Origin of the sequence: Spirosoma spitsbergense DSM 19989, assembly GCF_000374085.1 — a bacterium.
Classification (GTDB): domain Bacteria; phylum Bacteroidota; class Bacteroidia; order Cytophagales; family Spirosomataceae; genus Spirosoma; species Spirosoma spitsbergense.
On sequence record NZ_KB893388.1, the window covers coordinates 96,803 to 123,241 of the forward strand.

The following is a 26,439-nucleotide window of genomic DNA, read 5'->3' on the forward strand; positions in this document are numbered from 1 at the left end:
TGAAACCGATCATTTTTATTCGTCCATATCCTGCACATCCCCATCGTTGATGTAGGTATCATCAGCCGAGTCGTGCGAGGCTGTCTGGTACTGATTATCATCATCATCCGTATCGTCGTCATCATCATCGTCTACCGTGTGCTCATCGGTGAATTCCTGGGACGCCGGGGCCGAGGCATCCGGTTCCAGAATCGAATCGACCACTTCTCTGGACATACTTTCTTCCAGGGCCTGGCTAAACTGATCATTGCTCAACACAATGGACTGGTCCAGGCGAACTACGGCGGTTAGTTCACCATCCAGCGAATCATACCGGTAGACGGTGTCCAGTCCGTCGTCGCCCGCAGCATCGACTACTTTATAAATATGCCCGTCGGCGCTGTCCATCACCAACACATCAATCACTCCGTCGTGGTTATAATCAAGGCCAATTACCCGTTGCCCGTTCAGGCTGCCTTCGATAGCGGTTGGTTCGGACGGTTGTTCCTCAGTAACAGTTTGATTGTCAGCAACAGCTTGATTGTCAGCAACGGGCTGGTGATAAACACGTATCGGTAATTTCTCGCCGGTTATCATCTCGGTGTATTCCTGCCGCTGCTCCAGCGACAGGCTGCCCCATTCATCTTTCTCGAAGGTGTTATACCAGTGGCCATGCCAGCCGAAAACCCCGCCCATGCCCACCTCATGACGGGCGGCCTCAAATGCCTGTTCGAACGACATGTCTTCGGTTACCTTACCGGCTACGTCTATGTCTTTCGGTAGCTGATTTGCTACGGGCGCCGTAGTCTCTACTGTCTCGGGTTCATTCCCGTGCGGTTTGGTAATGCCTATTATTTTCTGGCTGATGGCCCAGGCCGTGCCCCCCAGCAACAACGCTGCCGCTGAAATGCCTAACGCCTTTTTCTGCTCGACGGCTGGTCTTGGTTTGATGGAGGTAGAAGAGGGTGTGCTCATTGCGTATGTGTCGGTTAATAGGTCGGTAGAATCAGCAGGTTGTGACATAGCTCTAATAAAATAAAGATGGACGATACTGGTGAATAGAACTCGTCGGGAAAAGGTAAGTCAGGCGGAGGGAGTTTTTTACTTTATCCATATTGCCTGACAGCGTCGGCAGGTTTTCTGTTTCGCCAGAAAGTCCCATTCGCGCGTGCCGAAGGGGTCGCGGCACGTCGGATTCGGGCATCGGTATCGCTCCCGGTATTCTTTATCGATTATTTCTATTTTTTCTTCGGTCGACAGTAAAGTGGAGCATAAGGTGGGTAATAGCATGCTCAAACCCGCCCCCGACATAATTTGTAGTAGGGGCAGGGCCGATCCTCCGGTTGCCAATACCGAGCTTACGCCAATAATGGACGACAGGATAATGCTGCCGGTACGAACCATCTTCTCTCGATTCCGGCAGTCTTTGCGAAGCGTTGGATACTGCTCAAATACCCGCTTCAATTCGGCAAACTGAGTCGTAAAATCCAGTGGATTCTGGGTCGCTTCGGGCGAAGAAACCGGGCGGGATTGTACCTGAGGAATCGTGTCCGGATTTTCAGGGGGCTCCGGCTTCTGGAAGTCCAGTAGTTGCTCAACCGTAAAAGGAATATCGGCGAGTTCCAGCGTGGTAGTGCGGTCTACTACCTTGCGCGTCAACCGGGTACCGTTCACAAACGTACCATTTTTGCTGCCGAGATCCTCCAGCAGGAAACTGTCCGGTGTACACTGAATTAAGCGGGCGTGCTGGCCGCTTATTCTACTGTTCGACAACACGATGGCGTTGTTCGTGCTACGGCCAATAGTGTACGAAGAAAGATGACTTAGTTCCTCGATGAGTTGCTCAAATTGGCCTTCGTCATGATTTCTGGTAGTCATCTATACGGGTAAAATTGATGTGAAACGCTGGTCAGAGGGCTTTGATTGTAGTAAGTGAAGGTTTCCTTTCCCAAAGGAAACGGTACCCTTTGAGTTGGATGGGACGTTTGCGGGACTTTTCGGCCCACCGGTGATTGTACCTATTGCGTTGAATTGAGATGTTGCGCCACCATTAATACGAGAACAATAAAAAGGATGTAGTCAAACTTATGCATTTGTAATCAGTCTGCAAAAGCCCTTTACTAATAAGATGAAGAATGTCCCGAATACACCAAAAGATGTCCCAAATAGATAGGCGCCAGGTAGGACATTTATCCGGAAAATTGCCGCTTTAGCGGATGGGAATTGAGCTGAGTCGTACTGAACCAACCCATAATTTTGTGGAATTTGAGAGGGGTAGGGGCAGGATGTGTGACAGTTTACAATGGGTTAGCCTGGTTGAACAATGGCGGCTTTTTAGCCATGCGAACCCGTTGCGGGCAGATGGATACGACTACAATTTTGAGTCGATTGGTGGGAACAATGCGCGATAAGTCGTTTATTCGGGCTTATTTGTTCCGGCCTGCTGCCTGATCCGGTTGAGGAGACAACGCTCATTTGGGTGAAAATAATCGTTCATTAACCTCAGACACAGGCTTATCTTTACGCCTGATTTACCAGTACTCGTATGCTTATTGTGAGAAAACTCATTGCTATTGGTTTCCTGCTCCTGACGGTCACCTGTCAGGCGCAAACCAGCCAAAAATCGGCCGATGCTGCCGTTCAGGTCGCATCTATCCAGACCGGTGCTGACCAGATGAACCTGTACCTGCCTGCGCTACAGGGTAAGCGGGTGGGTATGGTTGTCAACCACACCTCGCGGGTGGGTCGTTCGCACCTGGTCGATAGTCTGATGGCAAGGGGTATCACGATCAAAACTATCTTTGCCCCCGAACACGGTTTCCGGGGGCAGGCTACCGACGGCGAGAAAATCAGCAGCGAACGCGACCCCAAAACGGGTATTATGATTACATCTCTGTACGGTAAAAACTACAAGCCGACCCCGCAGCAGATGGATTCGCTGGATGTGATTGTTTTTGATATTCAGGATGTGGGTGTCCGCTTCTATACCTTCATCAGTACCATGCAGTATGCTATGGAAGCCTGCGCCGACGCCAATAAACCCATGATTGTGCTGGACCGCCCGAACCCCAATGGCCATTATGTGGATGGACCGGTACTCGACCCGAAGTTCAAATCATTCGTTGGTCTGAATCCCATTCCCGTTGCGTACGGCCTGACCATCGGCGAACTGGCCGGGATGATCAACGGCGAAGGCTGGCTGGCCGGGTCGAAAACCTGTGCGCTCACCGTAGTACCGCTCAGGAACTACACGCATAAAACGCCTTATACGCTGCCCATACCCCCGTCTCCCAATCTGCCTAACCAGCAGGCAGTTTTGCTGTATCCATCCCTCTGCTTTTTTGAAGGAACAGTGGTTAGCGTCGGGCGTGGAACGGACAAACAGTTTCAGGTAATCGGGTCGCCCTACACTAAGTACGGTCCCTATACATTTACGCCCGTCGACAAACCCGGTGCCATCAACCCACCGCTCGAAGGACAGCTTTGCTACGGCCTCGACCTGACGAACGTGTCTATCCCAAAAGACGGCTTGATGCTTAATTATTTCTTCGATTTCTTCAACCGTGCCTCTAATAAAAGCAAGTTCTTTCTGGCTAACAACGGCATCGACCGGCTGGCTGGCACCGACCAGCTCCGGCTGCAACTGCTGGCGGGCGTATCACCCGCTAAAATCCGCAAAAGCTGGCAACCCGCCCTGGATGCATATAAGGTGAAGCGAAAGAAATACCTGTTGTATAAATGAGCGAATGAGTGAATGAGTGACGCGGGCATCTTTCGCTCATTCATTCTTTCGCTCTTTCACTCTTTGGCTTACCTTTGCATTTTAGAGACCTACCATGGCCACCGAACAGATTTTGATTCTGGATTTCGGTTCGCAATACACCCAACTTATCGCCCGTCGGGTGCGCGAACTGAACGTTTACTGCGAAATCCATCCCTATAATCACCTACCTGCGATTACGCCCGACATCAAGGGCATCATCCTCTCCGGCAGTCCGGCTTCCGTTCGGGATGCCGATTCACCGGAGGTACACCTGGCTGCTTTCCGGCACAAACTACCCATTCTGGGCGTGTGCTATGGCGCTCAACTGCTGGCGCATACCAGCGGGGGAGAGGTGCAGGCGTCGGCCATCCGCGAGTATGGCCGGGCCAAACTTGGCACCGTCGAGGCCGGAAATCCACTCATGAAGGGCATCGACCCGCATTCGCAGGTGTGGATGTCGCACGCGGATACGATAACAACGGTTCCTGCTGATTTCCGGATTATTGCCTCTACCGATACCGTGCGGGTAGCCGCCTTTCAGATAGCCGATGAACCTACCTACGGCATTCAGTTTCATCCTGAAGTGACGCATTCGCTACAGGGTAAAACACTGCTCCATAACTTCGTTGTAGACATTTGCGGCTGTGCGCAGGACTGGACATCGGAGCTGTTCGCGGAATCGACCGTGGCGCAGTTGAAAGAAAAAATTGGTAACGATAAGGTCGTCCTTGGCCTGTCGGGTGGCGTCGATTCGTCGGTGGCCGCTATGCTGATTCATCAGGCCATTGGTAAGAACCTGTACTGCATCTTTGTGGATAATGGATTGCTGCGGAAAGATGAATTTTTTGGGGTGCTGGAGTCATATAAAACGCTGGGACTAAACGTAAAGGGCGTCGACGCGAAGGAGCAGTTCTACACCGCCCTGGCTGACCTGACCGATCCCGAAGCCAAACGGAAAGCCATTGGCAAAACCTTTATTGAGGTGTTCGACCAGGAAGCGCACCTCATCGAAGACGTATCATGGCTGGGGCAGGGAACCATCTATCCCGATGTTATTGAATCGGTATCGGTCAAAGGACCATCGGCTACCATCAAATCCCACCATAACGTGGGTGGTCTGCCCGATTTTATGAAACTAAAAGTGGTAGAGCCACTGAATACGCTGTTTAAAGACGAAGTGCGGGCCGTGGGCCGGACTCTGGGTCTTCCCGAAGCCATTCTGGGTCGGCACCCATTCCCCGGGCCGGGGCTGGCCATTCGGATTCTGGGCGATGTTACCCCCGAAAAAGTGGCCATTCTCCAGCAGGTAGATGCCCTTTTTATTGACGGACTGAAACGCGATGGACTGTACGACAAGGTCTGGCAGGCGGGAGCCATGCTGCTGCCCGTACAATCCGTTGGCGTCATGGGCGACGAACGAACCTACGAACGGGTCGTAGCGCTGCGGGCTGTAACGAGTGTGGATGGCATGACCGCCGACTGGGCGCATCTTCCCTACGAGTTCCTGGCCGACATTTCCAACGAAATCATCAATAGGGTGAAAGGTGTAAACCGGGTGGTGTACGATATATCCTCCAAGCCACCGGCCACCATCGAGTGGGAGTAAGCGCAGCGCGTACAGAATCCCCTGCTGATTAACCGGATAAAGTAAAAAAAGCGGGTTGCCATGTGGCAACCCGCTTTTCGACAGAGCTTCACTGATTCTTAATGGGTGAAAGGGAAGCGGAAAGCGAAGCAGGTATCATTAAGGAGTGTAAGTGCAAGTTGGTGAACATGTTAACGCAACTCTGTCAGGAAGTTAACCAAATCCAAAAATAAGGAAATAGTTTGCTATGTTCATGGGTAAACTGCCCAAATCGGGTTTTTTATTGACGAAAGGGTGCTTTTTTCAAACGAAGTAAATCAGTTGGGGGCATGAAATGGCGCTGAGTCAGGTTCAAACTCCTCCTTACTGGTACGAGTTGCCTACAATCCTTTCGTCCGGGCAGACGGTTTTTAGTTTGAATTGTTATGAGGAGAGTTAATCAGAGCACTCCATGAATTACCCGGCCTACTTCGATTACAACGCTACTACTCCTGTCGACCCGCTGGTGCTGGATGCCATGCTGCCTTACTTTGGCCCGCACTTTGGCAATGCCGCATCGCGTACCCACGTCTTTGGGGCCAAAGCCGAAGAGGCCGTTGACGAAGCCCGGCAGCAACTGGCCGACTTGCTGGAGGCCAACCCGAAAGAGGTAGTTTTCACTAGTGGGGCCACAGAATCCATCAATCTGGCCCTCAAAGGCGTTTGGGAAGCCAGTCAGTATCGGGGACCAAACCGGCAGCCGGGTCATATCATTACCGTCAGTACCGAACACAAAGCCGTGCTGGACACCTGCGAACACTTATCCCAATTGGGAGCCGAAATCACGTATCTCCAGCCTGCTTCTGATGGCCTGATAACAGCAAACCAGCTTGAAGCCGCCATTAAGTCCAACACCGTGCTGGTATCGGTCATGGCGGCCAATAATGAAACGGGCGTGCTGCAGCCCATTCAGGAAATTGGCGAAATCGCGTACAAATACAACGTGCTGTTTCATACCGATGCCACGCAGGCCATTGGCAAAATGTCCCTGTCGTTTGCCAATAGTGCTATTGATTTGCTGAGTCTGTCGGGGCACAAATTTTACGGCCCCAAAGGCGTTGGCGCGCTACTCGTTCGCAACGGAGTTCGGCTTAGTGCCCAGCAGGACGGCGGACGGCACGAGCGGGGCCGCCGGTCGGGCACGCTTAACGTACCTGGCATTATTGGCATGGGCGAAGCGGCCCAACTGGCTCAACGCCATATGCTTACCGAAGCCAAACGGATTGTCACACTCCGCGACCAGCTCGAAGCGGGTATCCTGGCTAATCTTGCCAACGTGTCCGTCAATGGCAGTAAGCAGCACCGGTTGCCCAATACGACCAATATCTGCTTTGCGGGGGTAGATGGTGAGTTACTGCTGTTGTTATTGAACGAGCTGGCTGTTTCTAACGGGTCGGCCTGCACCTCCGCTTCCACCGACCCCTCACACGTACTGAGCGCTATGGGACTCTCCGATGATCTGGCCTACAGTTCGGTGCGGTTCAGTCTGGGGCGGTTCACTACCGAAGCCGAAGTGGAGGCCGCTATCCGGCATGTTATAGCGGTCGTTGGCAAACTTTGTTGAACCATTTTGCCTGTTTCTACCTGAAAAGTTGCACAAACAATAATATAGTATAAAAAGGTGAGAAAGTTGGGCTATAATTAGTTGTGTTATAGGTAGATTGGCCCCGAATAGTCGTTTTATGACTATATTCTACTCCTTCTATGCAACTTTCCGGAACCCATGTATTGAATGCCCCCGTTGGCAAAGTTTGGACTATGTTGATGGATCCGGTGACTCTGGCCCGGATTGTCCCCGCCGTATCCTCCCTGGAACTGATTGACGACAACCAGTACAAAGCCCTTGCCGAAATTAAAATGGGACCCGTAAGCGGTTCCTTTTCGGGTAATCTGTCACTGCTGAACATTCGCGAAAAGGAAGGGTATAGTCTGCACGTCAAGCAGGCCAGCAAAATCGGTAATGCCGATGCGCTCATTAACATCGCGCTCAAATCCCTCGACGATGACCAGACCGAGCTCACCTTCGATGGCGATGCCAGGCTGTCGGGCTTACTGGCCCGCACTGGTCAGCGGGTTATTTCGGGCGTTGCCAACACCCTCACCAAACAGTTCTTCGCCAACTTCGACGAAGCCCTTTCTAATGAAATGAATAGTGTAGAATGAATAATGGATAATGCGTTAGCGTCCTTTCCTGCATTGTTCATTTTACATTATTACCTCTTATCCATTCTAAACCAGTAAAATAAATCCATATGCAAGTCGAGATTAACGTAAATGGAAAAGCCCGTAAGGCCGAGGTCGAAGATCGAACCCTGCTGGTGTATTTTCTCCGCGATACGCTGCAACTGACCGGCACCCATGTAGGGTGTGATACATCGTCGTGCGGAGCCTGTACGGTTCACCTCGATGGGGTAGCCGTGAAGTCGTGTACACTATTGGCCGCTCAGGCCGATGGGTGTTCGGTAACTACCATCGAAGGAATGGCAAAAGACGGTGAGATGCACCCGCTTCAGGAAGGCTTCCGGGAGTGCCACGGTCTGCAATGCGGCTACTGTACCCCCGGTATGATTATGACCGCTGCCGATTTGCTGAAACGAACCCCCAAACCCAGCGAAACCGAGATTCGGTTCGCCCTGGAAGGAAATATTTGCCGATGTACGGGCTACCACAACATTGTGAAAGCCATTCAGTGGGCCGCCGAAAACACCGCAGCTCCCATGCTGGCTGATAGCCATTTGTGGACGAATGATGTCGTTGTAGAGAAAGTAGTAGAAACGGAATAAACTAGTTTTCGGTTTGTTGTTTTGGTTTTCAGTTGGCTGATGGATAAGGACTTACGTCAGTGTCTTCACAACCAAAAACGACAAACCACAAGCGGCAAATTTCAAACAAAAACTAAATCCATGAGCAACCGTTATATTGGTGAATCCATAAAACGCCGGGAAGATAAACGTTTTATCACCGGAAAAGGTCGGTATACCGATGATATCGTACTACCGGGCATGCTCCATGCCCACTTTGTACGAAGCCCCTACGCCCACGCCCGCGTCGTGGGCATCGACCTGGAAGAAGCGAAAGCCATGCCAGGCGTTATCGCCATTTATACCGGCGACGATGTAGCCGCCATCAACGGGGTGCCGTGCGGCTGGCAGGTGAATTTCCGCAATGGCGAAACCATGCGCGAGCCTAAGCACCCTATGCTGATTCCGACGGGTAGCACCGCCAAACATGTGGGGGATGCTGTAGCTGTGGTCATCGCCGAAACGAAAGATAGTGCTATTGATGCCGCTGAACTGGTGATGGTGGAGTGGGAGGAACTTCCCGCCGTGGCAGCACCTGCCGATGCCATTTTACCCGATGCGCCCAAAGTACACGAGCAGTTTCCGGATAATAAGGCGTTCGACTGGACATTTGGTAACCCCATTGAAGAGGTGGACGCGGCTATGGAAAAGGCCGCCCATATCACCGAACTGGAATTTATCAACCAGCGGGTAGTGCCCAACGCCATGGAACCCCGCGCTTACATTGGCTCCTACGACGAAACATCCGATAAATACACCCTCTACACTTCTACCCAGAACCCGCACCTGATTCGGTTGTTGATGTGCGCCTTTGTGCTGGGTATTCCCGAACATAAAGTACGGGTAGTGGGGCCGGACGTGGGTGGGGGCTTCGGTTCAAAAATCTACCATTATACCGAAGAGGCCCTTGTTACCTGGGCGTCGAAACAAATCGGTCAACCCGTAAAGTGGACCTCCGACCGGTCGGAAGCGTTCCTGACTGACGCCCACGGTCGCGACCACGCCACCAAAGCCGAAATGGGCTTCGATGCCGACGGAAATATTGTGGGACTGCGGATAAAGACGGTAGCCAACATGGGCGCGTATCTCTCCACGTTTGCGCCTGCCGTACCAACTTACCTGCACGGCACGCTGTTGCAGGGGCTGTACACGACTCCCAAAATCAACATCGACATGACGTGTGTGTTCACCCATACCGTAGCAGTCGATGCGTACCGGGGGGCCGGTCGGCCCGAAGCTACGTACCTGCTCGAACGACTGATGGATCTGGCTGCGCTCGAAATGGGCAGAGACCCCGCCGAACTCCGGTTCCAGAATTTTATTCCACCCTTTGATGGCGTAGAGCAGCCCGGCTACCAGACGCAGGTGGCTTTGCAATACGATTCGGGCAACTACGAGGCCGTATTGAAACGCGGGCTGGAGATGCTGGGGTATGAGAACTTCCGGGCTGAGCAGGCCGAAGCGGCCAAAACAAATAAAATCCTCGGCGTTGGCTTCTCAACCTACGTCGAAGCCTGTGGCATTGCTCCCTCGGCGGTGGTTGGTGCGCTAGGGGCACGGGCTGGCTTGTTCGAGTCGGCGCAGGTACGGGTACAACCCACGGGTAAGGTAAGCGTGTTTACCGGCTCACACTCACACGGGCAGGGGCATGAAACGACCTTTGTACAGGTCGTGGCAGACAAGCTCGGTATCCCAATGGATGACGTTGACCTGGTACACGGCGATTCCGATACCATCGCGTTTGGTATGGGTACCTACGGCTCCCGGTCGCTGGCGGTGGGTGGGTCGGCCATCGTGAAAAGTATTGATAAGATTCTGGAAAAAGGGGCCAAAATTGCGGCTCACAAACTCGAATGTGCCGAAGGTGACCTGGAATACGCCGAAGGGAAATGGACGGTGAAGGGCACCGATAAATCCATCGGTTTCGGCGATGTAGCGCTCACGGCCTACGTACCACACGTTTATCCGGCGGGGCTGGAGCCGGGGCTCGACTTTTCCAGTTTCTACGACCCGGCTAACTTTACTTATCCCTTCGGCTGCCACATTGCCGTGGTGGAAGTGGATAAGGAAACGGGTAAAGTAACCCTGAAACGCATGATTGCGGTGGATGACGTAGGCAACGTAATCAACCCAATGATTGTGGACGGACAAATTCACGGTGGTCTGGCGCAGGGAATTGGTCAGGCCTTGTTTGAAGGGACGATTTACGACGAGAACGGACAGTTGACCAATGGCTCGTACATGGATTACTGCATGCCCCGCGCCGACGATCTGCCCATGTTCGAGACCGACCGTCAGGTAACCCCCTGCCCGCACAATCCACTGGGGGTAAAGGGAGCCGGTGAGGCCGGTGCTATCGGCTCGACACCTGCCGTAGTGAATGCCGTAATCGACGCGCTCTGGAGTGCCGGTCATAAACCAAAAGATATCCTGATGCCCCTCACCTCCGAACGGGTGTGGGAGGCCATGAATTAAACTACCATGATAACCTACCCTTTTGAATACAAACGGGCCAGCAGCGTTGCCGAAGCGGTATCCATGCTGGCCGAGGGCGGAAAAGCCCTGTCGGGCGGACATAGTCTTATCCCCTCCATGAAACTGCGCCTGAACATGCCCGACGCACTGGTTGACGTGGGCCGGATACCCGAACTTAAAGGTATTTCGATGGATGGCGACGAACTGGTGATTGGTGCCGGCTCAACCCACGCCGACATTGCCGACTCGCAACTGGTGAAAGAAAAACTATCGCTGTTTGCGGAAGGCGCAGCCCATATCGGCGACCCGGCCGTACGAAGCCGGGGAACCATTGGCGGCTCCTTGGCCCACGCTGACCCCTCCGCCGATTGGCCCGCGCTGGTGCTGGCTGCCAACGCCACTATCGTGGTGACGGGCCCCAACGGGGAACGATCTATTCCGTCCACCGATTTCTTTACCGGGCTGTTCAGTACCGCGTTGAATGACGATGAGCTTATAACAAAGATTCGGGTGCCGGTGTCGGCAGGCAGTAAATCGACCTACCAGAAATTTGCACAGCCTGCTTCCCGCTACGCCCTCGTTGGCTGTGCGATTGTAAAACAGGCCGATGGGCAGGTGAGTGTTGCCTTCTCTGGTGTATCGGATGCTCCATTTCGGGATACGGACGTGGAGAAAAACCTGAACAGCGGCCAGGAAGCCGGACCCGTTGGTAAGGGGCAGTCCATTATGTCAGACAATTTTGCCTCGGAGAAATACCGGGTACACCTGGCCAGTGTTTATTTGCAGCGGGCCTTAGAGGCCGTTGCCTGATCGTGTGTAATGAATTGGCACGCGGATGACGCAGATTTAGGCGGATAGAACGGATTTTTTTGCTATCCGTGTACTCCATCTATAGCTGAGTCATCCGCGTTCTCCTTGATTCTGTATTCACGTTTATTTTACCGTCAAACAGCATTGATAACAGTCAATGCTGGCTGGTGATTATCGGGTGACAGTTGAGGAAAACGAAGAAGGTGCTGGCATCGAATTAATTCGATGCCAGCACCTTCTTCGCAAGAAGCCGTAAGTCGTTAATTCACATTCAGTCGATAAGCAGCAAACTGCCGTCTTACCTGGCTCCACCGTCTGCGTGAAACGGGTAACACCTCGCCTGTGCTTAGATGAACCAGTCCGCCTGCATCAGTGCGCTCCAGCCGGTCGACGAAGAAACGGTTGACTACGCAGTTCCGATGGAGTCGGATGAACATCTCCGGTGGTAATTGGGGAGAATAATATTTAAGGGTACGGGGCATCAGCATACGTCGGCCATCGGTCCAGTTCAGCCAGCTATAGTTGGCAACGGCCTGGAGGTAGACTAAGTCAGTAACGGAAAAAAGTTGACGGCCCGTTTCCCGAAGATAGAGTTTGAGAAGAGGCCATTCTGTTGATGCGGAACGATTTGAAAAGGGTAAAGTAGACGTTGACATGAGCGCAGAGTATTTAGAGGATAATACTGATGCAATACTAAGTTTAATGTCTACCCTCACCCTGCTCATTTGTAACAAGAGCCATAAAATTTGTAACATAGGATACCGCCACCCGCTGAATAGCGGGCAAAAGGCAGGGGAAAGTCGTTTTAAGTCAGGAAAAGGGGAGCAGTTACAGCGTTTATTGATTCCTGGCTACTTCGTCGCGGTGTTGATCGACATATTCAGAGGGGGTAAGGTGGTACTGTTCTTTAAATACTTTTGAAAAATAAGCTGCGGTATCGAAGCCAACCCGATCTGCTGTTTCCGATACTGACACACCGGAAAGCAATAGTTCAGCCCCTTTCCGAAGCCGGATAACCCGAATGAGCTCAATGGGTGTCAGCCCGGTCATGACTTTTACTTTTCGGTTCAGGTGCATCCGGCTCATGCCCATCGCCATAGCCAGGGGTTCGACTCCGAATGTGGTATCGTCCAGCCGTTCTTCCAGCACACTGTAAATCCGGTTCATAAATTCATCCTGCGGATCCTTGCTGGTAGTAGGAAGGTTACCGGCTCCCAGGAGCTGGGTTCGGATATACTGGCGCGTTCGTGACTGGAGTTCCAGCCGGTTTCGGACGCGCCCCCGTAACTCGTCGACCTGAAACGGTTTGGCCAGATAGTCATCCGCACCCGCCATCAAACCCTCCAGCCGACTATCAACCGATGCTTTAGCCGTGAGCAGGATTATGGGTATGTGATTCGTGATGGGGTTACCCTTCAACTGGCGACATAATTCGTAGCCATCCATTTCGGGCATCAACACGTCGCTGACAATAATATCAGGGCCATCGGCCAGGGCGGCTGATACGCCTAAACGACCATTGCTGACCCGCTTTATGCGGCCTTCCGTTTTCAGGGTAGACTGGATGTAGTCGGCCAGTTCGTCATTATCCTCTACCAACAGAATTCGGTACACTTTTTCATCGGCCGTGTCGGTATAGTCGGTGGTGGGTTCGATTGTGATACCCGCCGATGACGGTTCATTCGGTTTTATTTCTGCTACCAGACCGGCCCGGGCCTGTCGGCAGGGTAACTCAACCGTGAAGGTTGTTCCGTAGCCGGGCTGACTGTCTACCTGCACGGTTCCCTGCATCATCTCGACCAACTCTTTCACCAGGGCCAGGCCAATACCTGAACCACCGATAGCGCCTTCTGCCTGCGGGTCAATCTGGTAAAACCGGTCGAAAATACGCAGCAGTTTCTGATCCGGAATGACGGCACCGGTATTCTGAACAATGAGCTGTACCAAATCGCTGTTCATGGAATTGGCCACTGTCGGATCAATCGGAGTAGCTTTGACCAAAATACTTATCGAACCGTCCTCATCCGTAAATTTCAACGCATTCGACAGCAGGTTACTCACTATCTTTTCAATTTTATCCGGATCGAACCAGTAATAAGGCTGCTCAAAGGTATTGGTCAACTGTAACCGAATCCGCTTCCGTTTTGCTTCTTCCATAAAGGAACCAACCGTGCGCTGGATAAACTCCGGCAAATCGGCGGGGGTAGGCGTTAACGTCAGGTTACCGGCATCGAGTTTGGCCAGATCCAGTAACTCGTTAATAAGCCGCAGCAGACGGCTGGCATTGCGGTAGATGAGTGAAAGGCGGTTGTAGTAGGGCGAGTTGACCGAGTCCTGGATTACCTGTTCCAGTGGTGTCAGAATCAGGGTTAGGGGCGTTCGTAATTCGTGAGTGATATTGGCAAAAAAACGGCTTTTTACTTCATCCAGGTGTTTTAACTGCCTTGATTCCTGTTCCCGTAGTTTCAACTGCCCCTTCTGTTGCATACGACGGATACGAACCCTCAGAAACAGTACAATCCCGCCTGCCAGGAGCAACGCATAGCCCAGATAGGCCCACCAGGTTGCCCAGATGGGCGGTTTGATAACAATACCCAGTGAGTGGCTGTCTGGACTCCAGACCCCCGATGTGTTGGAGGCATTGACAATGAACGTATATTGATTTGGGGGCAGGTTGGTATACGTAGCCGTCGATACGTTTCCACTATATACCCAGTCTTTGTCCAAACCAATGAGTTTGTACCGGTATTGATTTTTATGGCTTTGGTTGTATTCAAGGGCTGCGAAGTCGATAGATAAAAAATTTTGCCCGTTGGACAGGACTATTTCAGCCGTTTCATTAATGACCTTCTGTAGGGGTGAATCCGGCATGGTAGCCGTGATCAGTTGATTATTGATGCGCAGGCCCGTCAGGGCTACTACTGCTTTTACCGGATCTTCCCGAATCCGGGCCGGATTGAACACCGTGTAACCACCAATGCCGCCAAAAATCAGGCGGCCGTCGGGTAGCGCAACATCGTGAAACTGCTTGAATTCTTCACTCGGCAGTCCATCATCACTCATGTAACTTCGTACTTCGTAGGTGCGGGTGTCGAATCGGCATAAACCCCGGTTGGTACTCAACCATAGATGCCCCCTCTTATCGGTTTGGATGGCGTAGATAACGTTGTTGGATAAACCCTGCCCGATGGTGAATCGCTTAATCTGTCCCGTCATCTTATCCAGCCGGCAAAGACCCTCGCCGAACGTGCCAATCCAGAGGAAGTTATATTGTATTGGGTCCTGTACCAGACACAGCAGCGAGTTACCCGGCAGAGACCGGGGATCAGCCGGTACACTATTCCAGTGAACCAGCCGCTTTTGGGACAGATCGGCCCGCAACAGTCCCTGGTTTTCGGTTGATAGATAAACACGCCCTCCATCAACGACCATCGCCGTAATGATATAAGGGTGGTTGGGTGGTATGGGCAGTGGGAATGCCGTAAAACTTTTTTTATCGGGATTGTAGCGGACAACAGCCTGATTATCGGGCCCCAGCAAACCCCAAAGTTCACCCTGTGCTCCGGTCGCCATCGCTGTAAACCGTAAATCGCCGTTTCTGAGCCAGCGCGTTTCGATACCGGTAGGCTCTACGGGGGTGAAGGTTTGACGGGATGTGTCGTACTGATAAGGAGCGGTTTGCCGGCTACTTATCCAGAGCACACCGCGTCCGTCGAACTGATAACGGATACTGGCGGGTGGCTGCTGTCGGATGGACCCTGGAATGGCATCTTTGGAAATGGCCAGTTGCTGGGTCAGCCAGTCGGTCTGGAAATTACTGCTGTGTGGCCAAGTCTGGAACGGGCGTTTGTTTAAGTCGTATTTGATTACTCCGTCGCCGTTGAGGCCCAGCCAAAGGACATTGGTCCGGTCAACCAGCAGGGATATGGTCGAGAACCGGGCGAGTTTAGGCGATTGAAAGGACGGGCTCCCAAAGAGCGAAACCAGCCCTTTTTTGTCGGTATAGCGATTTTGATTGACGTAGTCGACACCGTGCGAGTCGGTAGCAAACAGGGGCAGGCCGGGTTCGTTCGGCAAATCGACTACCTGCCGAACGCGGCCACCTATGGGATCGAACAAGGCAAAATAGCCGGGAAAGCCCAGCATTAGTTCGCCGTTTTTTCGTTCGTGTACCTGGTAAACCTCATTCTGGGGTAATCCCTGTTCCTGCTGAAAGGGCGTTAGCTGGTTAGTGGCGGGGTCATACCGGAAAAGCCCCTCCTGCGTGGCTAACCAGACCCGTTTCCGACGGTCAATCAGCAAATTATGCAGAACATATTGACCCGTATCGCGCTGCAAAACCCGGTGCTGGTGCGAAATAGTCCCGTTGGCATTCAGTCGGAAAAAGCCATTCGTCTGGGTCGCTACCCAAACGTTTCCGGCGTTATCGGGCTGGATACCAACGAGTTTGTCCCGACCCAATGCCTGCCTGAACGCGCTGGTGCCGGAGATTCGATTCGACCGCTCCGTTACCGGGTCGAAATAGTCAATGTGGTTGTTCTCCGTTCGAATCCATAACTTACCGGTATTATCTTCCTTTATTTCATAGATGCTGCTAAAAGAAAGGGAGTAGGTCTGTTGGGGAATGTGGGTATAGATACGGAAGTGGATACCATCATACCGGCAAAGACCATCGCGCGTGGCGAGCCATATGAACCCCTGACGGTCCTGAATGATTGAACTGATAAACCCCTGTGGTAAGCCGTTTCGTACGGTAAGGTACTCCGGCTCTGGCATGCTGGCATAAACCCGGCTGGGCAGGGTAAGCAAGCCGGTAATTAGTAAACAAATCAGCCAGTTGCGGGACACCAACCGGTTGCGCAACTGGTCAGATAACCGAACTCCAGCGCAGGTATACCGAAGTAAACGTATACATGCAGGCGTCTCTGACCATTTTGCAAAACGTTCATCGACAAAAAAGTATGTATATTTCTCCGTTATGAGCTTCACAATTTAACTACCTGTTATGCACATTATTCTTAAGACCCGGGTCAATCAGCCAATAGCAACCGTGTGGGCTGGATTTGATCGATCCCTGTTTGAACGCCTTTCTCCTGCCTTCCCGCCCGTAAACGTAATTCGGTTCGACGGATGTATGCCCGGAGATGTTGTTCATTTGCAGTTAAATTTTATCCTTTTTCGTCAGAACTGGATTAGTACGATCATTGACCAGCAAACCAGCCCGGAGGAGATTTATTTTATCGACCAGGGTACTCAGCTTCCTTTTTTTCTGGGTTACTGGCAGCACAAACACCGGCTGCTACGCGCTATGGATGAACAAACCGGCAATGAGCAAACCATTATTGTTGATGATATTACGTTTCGCGGCCCTTTCCGCTTCTCCGATTATCTCCTTTATCCGGTATTATGGCTACAATTTGCGTGCCGAAAACCGGTGTACAGGCGGGTATTTGGTCAGGTATAGATTAAAAAATTTACATGAGTTATCCTACTGATTAAGTTGCATAATAAGGTAGGGAGATTTAGTAAGCAACAAAATGATGTATTCGGCATGCTGCCAAACAGGTATTGACCGGATTGGCGGGTTGTTTTGACGCCGAAACAGTTTCAGGAAACGCCCGGATTCTTTTACATTTGTTTAAAAAGGCTATTTATTTTTACTGCATGAAACTTCCCAATCTGACAACACGCATTTTTCTGGGCATGGTACTGGGTATCGCCATTGGTTATTTTTTCCCGGACGATGGATCGGGCTTTTCGGGTACCGACCTGAATATCCTGTCCAAGATTTTTCTCCGGCTCATCAAAATGATCATTGGGCCATTGGTGTTTGCCACGCTGGTTGTGGGCATTGCCAAACTGGGCGACTTTGGTACGGTAGGGCGTATTGGGCTGAAAACACTGGCTTACTTCTATTTTGCCACCATTCTATCCTTAATTGTCGGGTTGCTGGTGGTCAATATTATGAAACCCGGCGAAGTAATGAGTCTGCCCCTGCCCGCCAAAGGTACGGATACGGGGGTGGAGGTTCAAAAACTGACCTTCAATAACTTTATCGAACACATTGTTCCAACCAGTTTTATCGACGCGCTCGCCACCAACGAAATTCTTCAGATTGTGGTGTTCAGCATCTTCTTTGGCATTGCTGTCGGGGCTATTGGGGCGCAGGGGAAAATCATGATAAAGGCGCTCGATGCCCTTTCGCACATCATGTTTAAAGTGACGGGCTACGTTATGGCCTTCGCTCCCTTTGGCGTACTGGGGGCTATTGCGGCCGTAGTAGCCCGCGAGGGACTGGGTATTCTGGGCGGGTATGTGTATCTGATTCTGTGCTTTTTCGGCGGCCTGCTATTTTTTATATTCGTCGTTCTGGCGGTTATTTGTCTGGTAGCCCGGATTCCGTATCTGGCCCTGCTGCGCGAAATCAGGGCCCCTATTATCCTGTCTTTCAGCACGGCCAGTTCGGAGGCTTCGTTTCCGCAAACCATCGAAGCCCTGCGCCGGTTTGGCTGCTCCGAACGGATTATTTCGTTCGTTCTGCCCCTGGGATATTCCTTTAATCTGGATGGGTCCATGCTGTACATGACCTTCGCTACGGCTTTTATTGCGCAGGCGTATCATGTGCCGCTCAGCATCGAGCAGCAGATAACGATGATGCTCACGCTGATGATTACCTCTAAAGGCATTGCCGGGGTGCCCAGAGCCTCTTTGGTCGTTATCGCCGGGACGATGTCGCTGTTCAACTTGCCCATCGAGGGGCTGGCCCTGCTGCTGGGAATAGACCAGGTACTGGACATGGGCCGTTCGGCAACGAGTGTGGCCGGTAATGCCGTAGCTACCTGCATTGTTTCCAAATGGGAGGGAGAATTCAGGACGCAACCCGTTGAAACGGACGAAGTTGCCGTTTAATAAAATATAGCTTTGGTATGTACGGTTGATTTTGTAGGTTAGACAGTCAATTAGTAATCAATCGATTGTTCTACTCATAAACCCCGCATGCCTGTGCAACCATCTTCGTATACCTCCGTTAGTACCATCGTAAAAGCCAGTCCATTGCAGCGGTTCATTGCCGTTTTTATTGACGGCATCGTCGCTTATTTGCCCGCGTGGCTTTTGCTCGTTGTTTCGTATAAATTAGCGATGATCGGCTACGTCATTGCCATTGCTTACCTACTCACCAAAGACGCGTTGCCCGAGACCGCTGGTTTTCTGGGTGGACAAAGTGTCGGTAAAAAGCTGATGGGTATCAAAGCGATTAAAGAGGATACTGGAGCGAGTTTGGTGGGTGATTATGGCACCGCCATTACCCGGCAGGTATCGCTGATGATTCCATTTTTTGGTATTATCGATGCCCTGATGGTGTTTAGCGATGACCGGAAGCGATTTGGCGATAAATGGGCGAAGACAATTGTTGTCAAAGTATAAAAAGCCTGATTAGGTATCAGCCTGTTTGGCTGAAAAAGTCCCACCCGCGCCGGTTGGGGCTTTTTTTATGACCGCTTGTACTAGTGGTTGACTGTTCATCCGTAAATTAGTTGCCAATACACGGGTGCCGTGTGTAGCTTGACCCACTGGTAATCGTTTCTCTGGTCTTATCCTAAGCTAAATGACTAACAATATCCTTGAAACCCATCATATCGTTAAGCAGTATGCTGCCCACCGGGCATTGGACGATGTGAGTCTGGTTGTGCCCAAAGGCAGTATTTTTGGGCTGCTTGGCCCCAATGGAGCCGGTAAAACATCCCTCATTCGTATCATCAATCAGATTACGGCCCCCGATTCGGGCGAGGTGATTCTGGACGGTGAGCGACTCAAACCCGACCATATTAAACGCATTGGCTATCTGCCTGAAGAGCGGGGACTGTACAAAAAAATGAAGGTGGGCGAGCAACTGCTGTACCTGGCCCAACTGAAAGGACTCACCGAGAAGCAGGCGATGGATAAACTGAAAATATGGTTTGTCAAATTCGATATCAAGACCTGGTGGGAGAAGCAGGTTCAGGACTTATCCAAAGGGATGCAGCAGAAAATTCAGTTCGTCGCTACAGTCATGCACGAGCCAGACCTGATTATTCTGGATGAGCCCTTTTCCGGGTTCGACCCCATCAACGCTAACCTGATAAAAGACGAAATTCTGGAACTGCGCGATAAGGGCAAGACCATCATTTTCTCCACCCACCGCATGGAGTCGGTCGAGGAGTTGTGTGATTATATCGCGCTCATAAACCGTTCCCGTAAAGTACTCGACGGGGCCAAGCGCGACATCAAGGAGCAATTTAAAACCCATACTTACCATGTTGAGTACCAGGGTGATTTAACGAATCTGCCAACGGCGTTCGAGGTGATGAGCAGCCGCGAAACCGAGGATGGCTTTATCCGGGCCGACATAAAAATTCCGCCCGATGCTGCCGTTAATGACCTGGTCCGGCACCTGCTCGACCGGGTTGCCATTCGCTCTTTCGGCGAAAACATCCCCAGCATAAACGACATCTTTATTCAAACGGTAGGCGAGAATAATGATTGAAAGAATGAAAGAGCGAAAGAGTGAAAGTGTTCTTCATTAGATGACTTTCGCTCAATCGCTCAATCGCTCATTCACTCAATCTCTCATTCACTCAATCGCTCTTTCACTCATTAAAACTATGCATACGATCTTCCTGATTATTAAGCGCGAATACCTGGTCCGGGTACGAAAAAAGTCGTTCATTATCATGACGATTCTCGGGCCATTACTCATCTTTGGCTTCTATGCTATCATTGGCTGGGCAGCGGTTAGCTCCATCAACCAGAAGAAAATTGCGGTCATCGATGAGAGTGGCCGCTTTGACGGGAAATTTAAAAATGACGATGAAACGGCGTACTCCTTCCTGAAAGTACCCCTGGCAACGGCCAAAAAAACGTTCGTAAAGAACGATTATAACGCCCTGGTTTTTATTCCGAAAGACGTGATCGAACAGCCGAAAACGGTCCAGATTTTTGCCGAAAAGAGCGTTAGTCTATCCCTGCAAAGTAATATCGAACGGGATATTGCCAAAGAGATTGAAACCATCAAACTGGGTGAAGCGGGTATTACCCAGAAAATTATTCAGGATGCCAAAGTCAACGTCGATGCACAGACGATTAGTTTGAGCGATGCCGGGGAGAAGAGCAGTAACGGTATCGTTACCACCATTATCAGTGGTTTTTGTGCCATCCTGATTTACATTTCCGTCCTCATTTATGGAACGCAGGTGATGCGGGGCGTAATGGAGGAAAAAACGAGCCGGATTGTGGAGGTTATCATCTCATCGGTGAAGCCCTTTCAGTTGATGATGGGGAAAATTATTGGGGTAGCTCTTGTAGGGTTGACCCAGTTCATGCTCTGGATTGTGCTCACGGCCGGGCTGTTCACCATCGGCACCAGACTGATTGGGCAACCCAAAGAAAAAGCGACTTCGGCCATGGATAGCCGGATGGGAGGGATGCCCGGCCAGGCTGATGTTCAGCAGAAAATGGCCAACGGGAACAACCCCGTTGCCGATGTGATGAAAGCCATCGACACGCTGAATATCCCCCTGATTATTGGCTGTTTCCTGTTCTATTTTCTGGGTGGTTACCTACTGTATAGTGCCCTGTTCGGGGCCGTAGGAGCCGCTGTGGATAGCGAAACGGAGACGCAGCAGTTCATGTTTCCGATTATGATGCCCATCATTGCGGCCATTGCTTTCGCCCAGATTGCCGTACGTGATCCCGATGGGCCATTGGCGGTCTGGACATCCATGATTCCGTTTACCTCGCCTGTGGTCATGATGGTTCGTATTCCGTTTGGGGTGCCCGGCTGGCAACTAGCCATATCGATGGGATTATTAGTAGTGGGCTTTATAGGCACCACCTGGCTGGCCGCCCGGATTTACCGCGTCGGTATCCTGATGTATGGCAAGAAAACCTCTTTCCGCGAACTCTCGAAGTGGGTGTTTTATAAGGGGTAGAAAGAGGTTTATGGTATACGGTTTGTAGTTTACGGTGGGCTGATGCGAGATAAATACTTGTGTCAGCCCACCGTAAACCATATACCTTAAAATCCTATATCAAGTACCAGTGGCTGCACGATCCATTGCCCGTCGGTGACGCTGTAAATGGTGCGGAAGCCAGCCTCGAAGGGAATGCGGAACCGCAGCGCATTGAAAATGAACGACACATCCAGCCCCGTCGTCTGAAAATCGTGATGCTGGGTTTCATACCCGCGTAAACGCCCGTATACATCCCGTACTTCCACTGAACTCTGGCCCATTGACTGGTCGTAAAAAACGTTGGCTTTGATGCGTTGTACATACAGCCAGCGCCCCAGCGACCAATGCGTATCGGCAACGGGAAAGCGGTATTCCACGCTACCCGCCTGAATCTGATCGTCGGTCAGATACAGTTTGCCGCGTGGGAAAAAGATTAGTGGACCAAAGGTATAAGTACCCTTTACCTGTTGTTGATAGCCCCCCCGCAACCGTAAGGAATGGTGTTTCATCAGACCGGGGAAAAACAAATTTCCCTGAATGCCAATCTGTTCGGCAGTTAGTTTGCCACCGAAGGGCGTCGTCCGGTAATTGACGGAAATCGCTTGTCCCCAGCGCGGAGCAACGTCGCGCTTATTCTGCCGGAGCAGGTGAGAATAGCTAAACCCGTAGATGAGCGCACTGAGCGACCCCGCCGAACCAACTTCGGTGGGGTACCGAAAGGGGAGATCGTAGCCCGTTACCTGTAGGTAGTTGTAATAAGCCGACAGGCTCATAGTCTGACTGTATTTGGAATTGGTCAGTTGTAGCGGCAACCGAAAACCAGCCGTTAACTGATTGTACTGCCAGCTATCCGACCGCAGACTGTCGAGGGGGAGGATCCTGTCGACGTATAGGGAGGTACGGCGAGTGCCGTGCTGGAAACTTAGGTCGATGATGGGATAAAGCCCCTGATAACTGAGCAGAGCGTAGGCGTTCCCGGCCCGCTCGGCCTGATTGTAGGTATAGCCCACGCCAATCTGGGTCGTACTCAGTAAATCCTGCGAACTCAGCCCTACCGACAGGGCCTGCCCTGTACTGGCAACCGTTGGGCCCCAGCTGTAGACGTTGATGGCATTGGCCAGCCGCCGGAACCGACTCGCTTTGTACAGGGTATCCGTGGTGGCCGAATCCGCCAGAATAAGGCGACCCTGCGCGGCACCCGGTTCCAGTTTGGTCAGGGGGCCAAAGTACCGGATGAGCCGTTGCTCCTGCGCCGGTTCGGGCAGAAGTTTCCAGGTAGCGGGGGTTAGGGGCATTGTAGCAATACGGTAGCCGGTGGCCGAGAAATCGTCAAAAGCCAGCCGGTTTCCCGATGGCGACACGGCAGCATGGTACCCCGCCAGCGGCCGCGACGTGACCTGAAACACCTGCTTTGACCGTACATCGACCGCATATACATTATCAATGCCCGACCGGGGCGAATTGTACAAAACGTAGTTGCCCCAGGGTTGGGGATGACTGATGTTTTCATTGGCCAGTGGGAGCAGGGCCCTATAGGTATCTGACTTTGTATCGATTTGCTCAATGGTTTTCTGGTTGTCTTTCAGCGTAACCGCCACAATCGTCTGGTTGTCTTCCGCCCATCGGGGGTGCTGGTAGAACACGTTATTGGGGTTGGCAATGGTTTTCAGAACGTTCCCCGTTTGGGCATCAAGTACCCGCAAAATGGTTTTTGATCGGTCGGTGTTATCCACAACCACCAGTTTTGTGTTGTCGGGGGAGAGCGTAGCCACCGTGTACCGGGCGCGGTGGGTGAGCCGGGTCAGTTTTCCGGTGTTGATATCGAGAATCCGGATATTGGAATAATTCCGCTGCCCCCAGCGCGGGTCGTAGCCAAACTCAATCCAGCATGCCTTGCTGGCTGTGGCCGAGAGCAGGTCCGGGTCATTCGGATAGCCCTGTACGTGTAGCGTTTTCTCGTATCCATTGCGGGACAAAACAACCAAACGAGGGGTATCGCCCAAGCCGCTTTTCACACACAGGATAGTCGAATCGGTCAGGAATTGGGGATGCCGGTAGTTGGTGAAAACGGGATGGGCGGTCGACTGTTTTTCGATTTTTCCCTTCGTAGGGTAAAGCGTTGCCGGGGTTAAACTCAGTCCTGTCTGTTGTTTTTGCCAGATTTCGGTCAGGTCGTCCATCGTTTTCCGGTACAGATCTTCCGTTCGCAACTGGGTTTCGTCTTTGATGCTGGCCGAAAAGGCAAACGGCCACGGAAACCGGCGATAGTTGCGGGTAAGCACCCGGCTCCAGATATCGGGGCCATAGGTGCGCTTGAGGTAGGTGGTCAGAAAATAGCCCAGCACGTAGTGATTGGGTACGTTATCCCGGTAAGAACCGCCAACGGCTTTGGGATAGTTGAACGGTTTTCCCGCCAGCAGATTCGCCCGCATTCCCAAATCGAAATTGGGAATGCGCCCGCGTCCGCTACTACTCAGGAGCGTTTCGTTACTAACGGCGTCGCCCTCGGCAAACCAGTCGGGCACCGTCAGCAGGGGGAAGAATAAACCCGCGTTGCCCAGCGCGGTATATAACACCCGACCATAGCCCTGCAACGCCTTGTCGTTCTGAACCACGTGCCGGTATTCATGAACGGCCAGCAGATCGAGCCAGTTATAGGTACCCAGCTGAGCGGGGTCCTGGGGAGAAACGGCAAAAAACTCAGACCGGCGTGGAAACAGGGTAACAAACCCATTGCTAACGGTCGTCTGATTCTGAAGCAGTACCGATATTCGCCGAGGCTGTTTACCCAGTGATGCGCTGGCCGGTTCGTAGAGGCTTTCAAGCCTATTGGCCGTTCGCTGCGCGGTAGAATCAAGTCCGTTGGGATACAGCACCCGAAAGTGCGGAGTGGATAACCGGTACCAGTGCAGACTGGTTGGATTTTGATCGAGAACAGGCAGGGTTTGCGCGTTGATAGCTACGGTTGTTAGCAGGCATTGAGCCGTCAGGAATAGTCTTCGTACCATACGGTTTCAAGGTACGATGAAAAACAGCGTTCCTATATACGCTCACGGATAAATTTCGGGATGCTCTGACGAGTCAGGCTTCGGGAAAGCCAGCGTCGCCATCTACCACTTTGCGCATTTTACTACCGTAGTGCACGTAACGAAATGGGAAGGACAGATTTAGGCTGAGCCTATCCGTAGTGATTTACCAACCAAACGGCTCCATTTGTGTTTACTATCCGAATCCTGGTTGCAGGATCGGCTAACTAACTCAACGGTATGAATCGACTACTTGCCCTGTTTTTGCTGATAGGTGAATCAACCATCGCGCAGACAAAACCCGAAGTGTCCGTTCCGGCGGCCATCGTTTCGGTCATCGAAGGCCTGACCAGCAAACGGTTCGTGGCCGATACTGCTTTTGCTGCCCTGTCGAAGGAGGACCAGACCTTACTGGCCGAAGAACCTATTGCCAATTGGAGCCTGCTTCAGGAACCGAGCAAAGAAATGGCCTACTCCAACCTGATTGTGGGTACCCGTTCCTACCAGCTTGTTATCACCCGGCCACCAAAATCGGACTACCCAACGGCTACCTTACTTCGGTACACAACCCCTAAATCGAAGCCCGAACCCATTGCCCGTGGCTCACTCCAGCCCAGGGCAGAGGAAAAAGCGAAATAGGACTTACCCATTCGCCATCTTTCTGAAAACCAGATACCATCTGCCAGCCATTCAGATATGGCTTGATTGGTTTGCAAATCGAAATCTTCAGCCACGGCGTTGTATTCAGTACTTCGTGAGAGCGAATCGTTTTTATGTGGAAAAATGATGGGGATAGAAACGGAAAGCTATTGATTGCTTCTTGCCGTGACTTATTTTTCTTTGCTGCGCTGCGAAAAATCGTAGACCTTGATGGATGAACTTTGCTCGCTGCCTTTGTTGTAAAAAAACACGTACTCACCCGCCGGTACATTCTGCTCAAAATAAACCCGGTATAAACCAGTGGCTATTTTCTTGAAACGAAAGGGAACCGTATTGCCGGTTACTCCGCGTTCGCTGGTGTACGCCGATGACCGCCCGACGGTAATCTGACGACCCCGCCCGCTCGTATTGGCTTTTATCAGCACAAACTCATTGGGGCTGGATACGCCACTCCAGAAACCTTCGGCTACATCGTCCATTTGTTTACGCGTGTCGTTGAACCGGAAATAAAACACGGGTCGGATGTCGTCAATGACGAAATTGGACGACTTGTTAGCCAGGCCCACCCGTTGAGTGGAACCACTGGCCCCGTTGGTATAACCGCCTAAAAGTGCTTCACCGAAAGAGCCGGATTTAGCCATGTTTGTGGTGGTAGATTCCAGCTCCATGTACTCCCCTTTTTTTCTGAATTCTTCGTAAAAAATGCCAGGTTCCGGAAAAGTGGCCAGCGTAGGAACGGGTAAGTTTCCGGGGTGGGTAGCCGTTTCTGGAGTGGTTTCTTTGCTGAAGGCGGTACGGGAAATAGTTTTGTTTGCTGGGGTGGCGGCTACGGCTGGCGCTGGCTCAACTGAAGAAGCCGCCGGTGATGGGTTCATCATCAACCTAACGATTGGCTCCGGTATTTTAGCCGTTTTCAACTGAATCAGCCCGCTGGTGCTCAGGTCGAAATCGGTTTTAGTGTCCTGAATTTTCCGGGTGATGATGGGTCGGGAAATACCTCCCTGGTACAGGTTGACGATGTCATTATTGTGCAGCACATCCCGGTGCGTGGCTACTGACAGCATGACGTCGATGAGTGCATCGGGTACGCGTTCCGTTTTTAAACGGAGCAGGCCAATGGTGGATAAATCGAATTTGTTGGGCGATGTGCGGATCTTGTCTTCAATAAGACTGCGCGATAATTTCGCCTGCTGCATGGCCACAATGGACTCATTTGTCAGGGTTTCCTGGGCCAGAATCTTATGACAGGAGAAAAGAACGATGAGGAAAAATAAACGGAAAAATGTGCTCATAAGCGTAAGGTTTAATGACA

Annotated in this window: 19 protein-coding genes; 13 read left to right on the forward strand and 6 right to left on the reverse strand. The window is 51.7% G+C overall.

The features are described 5' to 3' along the window. Positions 1-15: 15 nt before the first annotated feature. Both B157_RS0101350 and B157_RS0101355 read right to left on the reverse strand, forming a co-directional pair. Positions 16-1,002, reverse strand: a complete 987-nt coding sequence (locus B157_RS0101350; RefSeq protein WP_026308403.1) for a hypothetical protein — start codon at positions 1,000-1,002, stop codon at positions 16-18. 78 nt (positions 1,003-1,080) lie between these two features. Further along, a complete protein-coding gene (locus B157_RS0101355) occupies positions 1,081-1,857 on the reverse strand; it encodes an FHA domain-containing protein (RefSeq protein ID WP_020601578.1) in 777 nt (258 codons plus the stop codon). A 667-nt stretch (positions 1,858-2,524) separates the two neighbouring features. Here B157_RS0101355 and B157_RS0101360 point away from each other — a divergent pair. The 7 genes from B157_RS0101360 to B157_RS0101395 all read left to right on the forward strand — a co-directional run bounded on the left by B157_RS0101360 (position 2,525) and on the right by B157_RS0101395 (position 11,452). Then, a complete protein-coding gene (locus tag B157_RS0101360) occupies positions 2,525-3,721 on the forward strand; it encodes an exo-beta-N-acetylmuramidase NamZ family protein (protein ID WP_020601579.1) in 1,197 nt (398 codons plus the stop codon). Positions 3,722-3,815: 94 nt separating this feature from the next. Then, positions 3,816-5,348 carry a glutamine-hydrolyzing GMP synthase gene (gene guaA, locus B157_RS0101365; protein ID WP_020601580.1) on the forward strand — a complete coding sequence of 511 codons (1,533 nt, stop codon included), beginning with the start codon at positions 3,816-3,818 and terminating at the stop codon, positions 5,346-5,348. 430 nt (positions 5,349-5,778) lie between these two features. Further along, a complete protein-coding gene (locus tag B157_RS0101375) occupies positions 5,779-6,930 on the forward strand; it encodes a cysteine desulfurase family protein (RefSeq protein ID WP_020601582.1) in 1,152 nt (383 codons plus the stop codon). Between the two features lie 140 nt (positions 6,931-7,070). Then, a complete protein-coding gene (locus B157_RS0101380) occupies positions 7,071-7,529 on the forward strand; it encodes an SRPBCC family protein (RefSeq protein WP_026308404.1) in 459 nt (152 codons plus the stop codon). Between the two features lie 89 nt (positions 7,530-7,618). Continuing rightward, the gene (locus tag B157_RS34130) at positions 7,619-8,149 is read left to right on the forward strand and encodes a (2Fe-2S)-binding protein (protein WP_020601584.1); all 531 of its coding nucleotides are present in this window, start codon (positions 7,619-7,621) and stop codon (positions 8,147-8,149) included. Between the two features lie 120 nt (positions 8,150-8,269). Further along, positions 8,270-10,642: a xanthine dehydrogenase family protein molybdopterin-binding subunit gene (locus tag B157_RS0101390; RefSeq protein ID WP_020601585.1), complete on the forward strand. Its 2,373-nt coding sequence runs from the start codon at positions 8,270-8,272 to the stop codon at positions 10,640-10,642. A 6-nt stretch (positions 10,643-10,648) separates the two neighbouring features. Further along, a complete protein-coding gene (locus B157_RS0101395; RefSeq protein ID WP_020601586.1) occupies positions 10,649-11,452 on the forward strand; it encodes an FAD binding domain-containing protein in 804 nt (267 codons plus the stop codon). 260 nt (positions 11,453-11,712) lie between these two features. On the opposite strand, the gene B157_RS37185 is transcribed toward B157_RS0101395, so the two are convergent. Further along, positions 11,713-12,108: a LytR/AlgR family response regulator transcription factor gene (locus B157_RS37185; protein WP_084761739.1), complete on the reverse strand. Its 396-nt coding sequence runs from the start codon at positions 12,106-12,108 to the stop codon at positions 11,713-11,715. A gap of 181 nt (positions 12,109-12,289) precedes the next feature. Further along, positions 12,290-16,315, reverse strand: a complete 4,026-nt coding sequence (locus tag B157_RS0101400; RefSeq protein ID WP_020601587.1) for a hybrid sensor histidine kinase/response regulator transcription factor — start codon at positions 16,313-16,315, stop codon at positions 12,290-12,292. Between the two features lie 142 nt (positions 16,316-16,457). On the opposite strand from B157_RS0101400, the gene B157_RS0101405 reads away from it, so the two are divergent. The 5 genes from B157_RS0101405 to B157_RS0101425 all read left to right on the forward strand — a co-directional run bounded on the left by B157_RS0101405 (position 16,458) and on the right by B157_RS0101425 (position 21,420). Further along, a complete protein-coding gene (locus B157_RS0101405) occupies positions 16,458-16,916 on the forward strand; it encodes an SRPBCC family protein (RefSeq protein ID WP_026308405.1) in 459 nt (152 codons plus the stop codon). A gap of 200 nt (positions 16,917-17,116) precedes the next feature. After that, complete coding sequence (locus tag B157_RS0101410; RefSeq protein ID WP_026308406.1) at positions 17,117-18,361, forward strand: dicarboxylate/amino acid:cation symporter; 1,245 nt, start codon at positions 17,117-17,119, stop codon at positions 18,359-18,361. An 87-nt stretch (positions 18,362-18,448) separates the two neighbouring features. Then, on the forward strand, positions 18,449-18,877 hold the full coding sequence (locus B157_RS0101415) for an RDD family protein (protein ID WP_020601590.1): 429 nt from the start codon (positions 18,449-18,451) through the stop codon (positions 18,875-18,877). Between the two features lie 181 nt (positions 18,878-19,058). Then, positions 19,059-19,976, forward strand: coding sequence for an ABC transporter ATP-binding protein (locus B157_RS0101420; protein WP_020601591.1), 918 nt, complete (start codon positions 19,059-19,061; stop codon positions 19,974-19,976). A 118-nt stretch (positions 19,977-20,094) separates the two neighbouring features. After that, positions 20,095-21,420 carry an ABC transporter permease gene (locus B157_RS0101425; RefSeq protein WP_020601592.1) on the forward strand — a complete coding sequence of 442 codons (1,326 nt, stop codon included), beginning with the start codon at positions 20,095-20,097 and terminating at the stop codon, positions 21,418-21,420. An 86-nt stretch (positions 21,421-21,506) separates the two neighbouring features. Here the strand turns inward: B157_RS0101425 and B157_RS0101430 are convergent, their stop codons facing one another. Continuing rightward, on the reverse strand, positions 21,507-24,449 hold the full coding sequence (locus tag B157_RS0101430) for a TolB-like translocation protein (RefSeq protein WP_020601593.1): 2,943 nt from the start codon (positions 24,447-24,449) through the stop codon (positions 21,507-21,509). Positions 24,450-24,707: 258 nt separating this feature from the next. Between B157_RS0101430 and B157_RS0101435 the strand changes: the two genes are divergently transcribed. After that, a complete protein-coding gene (locus B157_RS0101435; RefSeq protein WP_020601594.1) occupies positions 24,708-25,106 on the forward strand; it encodes a hypothetical protein in 399 nt (132 codons plus the stop codon). 191 nt (positions 25,107-25,297) lie between these two features. On the opposite strand, the gene B157_RS0101440 is transcribed toward B157_RS0101435, so the two are convergent. Next, positions 25,298-26,419, reverse strand: coding sequence for a hypothetical protein (locus tag B157_RS0101440; RefSeq protein ID WP_020601595.1), 1,122 nt, complete (start codon positions 26,417-26,419; stop codon positions 25,298-25,300). Positions 26,420-26,439: the final 20 nt, after the last annotated feature.

What these genes read in the sequence shown, in the direction of transcription:
- B157_RS0101350 (WP_026308403.1), bottom strand. Translation starts at nt 1,002, where the DNA reads ATGTCACAACCTGCTGATTCTACCGACCTATTAACCGACACATACGCA.
- B157_RS0101355 (WP_020601578.1), bottom strand. Translation starts at nt 1,857, where the DNA reads ATGACTACCAGAAATCATGACGAAGGCCAATTTGAGCAACTCATCGAG.
- B157_RS0101360 (WP_020601579.1), top strand. Translation starts at nt 2,525, where the DNA reads ATGCTTATTGTGAGAAAACTCATTGCTATTGGTTTCCTGCTCCTGACG.
- guaA (WP_020601580.1), top strand. Translation starts at nt 3,816, where the DNA reads ATGGCCACCGAACAGATTTTGATTCTGGATTTCGGTTCGCAATACACC.
- B157_RS0101375 (WP_020601582.1), top strand. Translation starts at nt 5,779, where the DNA reads ATGAATTACCCGGCCTACTTCGATTACAACGCTACTACTCCTGTCGAC.
- B157_RS0101380 (WP_026308404.1), top strand. Translation starts at nt 7,071, where the DNA reads ATGCAACTTTCCGGAACCCATGTATTGAATGCCCCCGTTGGCAAAGTT.
- B157_RS34130 (WP_020601584.1), top strand. Translation starts at nt 7,619, where the DNA reads ATGCAAGTCGAGATTAACGTAAATGGAAAAGCCCGTAAGGCCGAGGTC.
- B157_RS0101390 (WP_020601585.1), top strand. Translation starts at nt 8,270, where the DNA reads ATGAGCAACCGTTATATTGGTGAATCCATAAAACGCCGGGAAGATAAA.
- B157_RS0101395 (WP_020601586.1), top strand. Translation starts at nt 10,649, where the DNA reads ATGATAACCTACCCTTTTGAATACAAACGGGCCAGCAGCGTTGCCGAA.
- B157_RS37185 (WP_084761739.1), bottom strand. Translation starts at nt 12,108, where the DNA reads ATGTCAACGTCTACTTTACCCTTTTCAAATCGTTCCGCATCAACAGAA.
- B157_RS0101405 (WP_026308405.1), top strand. Translation starts at nt 16,458, where the DNA reads ATGCACATTATTCTTAAGACCCGGGTCAATCAGCCAATAGCAACCGTG.
- B157_RS0101410 (WP_026308406.1), top strand. Translation starts at nt 17,117, where the DNA reads ATGAAACTTCCCAATCTGACAACACGCATTTTTCTGGGCATGGTACTG.
- B157_RS0101415 (WP_020601590.1), top strand. Translation starts at nt 18,449, where the DNA reads ATGCCTGTGCAACCATCTTCGTATACCTCCGTTAGTACCATCGTAAAA.
- B157_RS0101420 (WP_020601591.1), top strand. Translation starts at nt 19,059, where the DNA reads ATGACTAACAATATCCTTGAAACCCATCATATCGTTAAGCAGTATGCT.
- B157_RS0101425 (WP_020601592.1), top strand. Translation starts at nt 20,095, where the DNA reads ATGCATACGATCTTCCTGATTATTAAGCGCGAATACCTGGTCCGGGTA.
- B157_RS0101430 (WP_020601593.1), bottom strand. Translation starts at nt 24,449, where the DNA reads ATGGTACGAAGACTATTCCTGACGGCTCAATGCCTGCTAACAACCGTA.
- B157_RS0101435 (WP_020601594.1), top strand. Translation starts at nt 24,708, where the DNA reads ATGAATCGACTACTTGCCCTGTTTTTGCTGATAGGTGAATCAACCATC.
- B157_RS0101440 (WP_020601595.1), bottom strand. Translation starts at nt 26,419, where the DNA reads ATGAGCACATTTTTCCGTTTATTTTTCCTCATCGTTCTTTTCTCCTGT.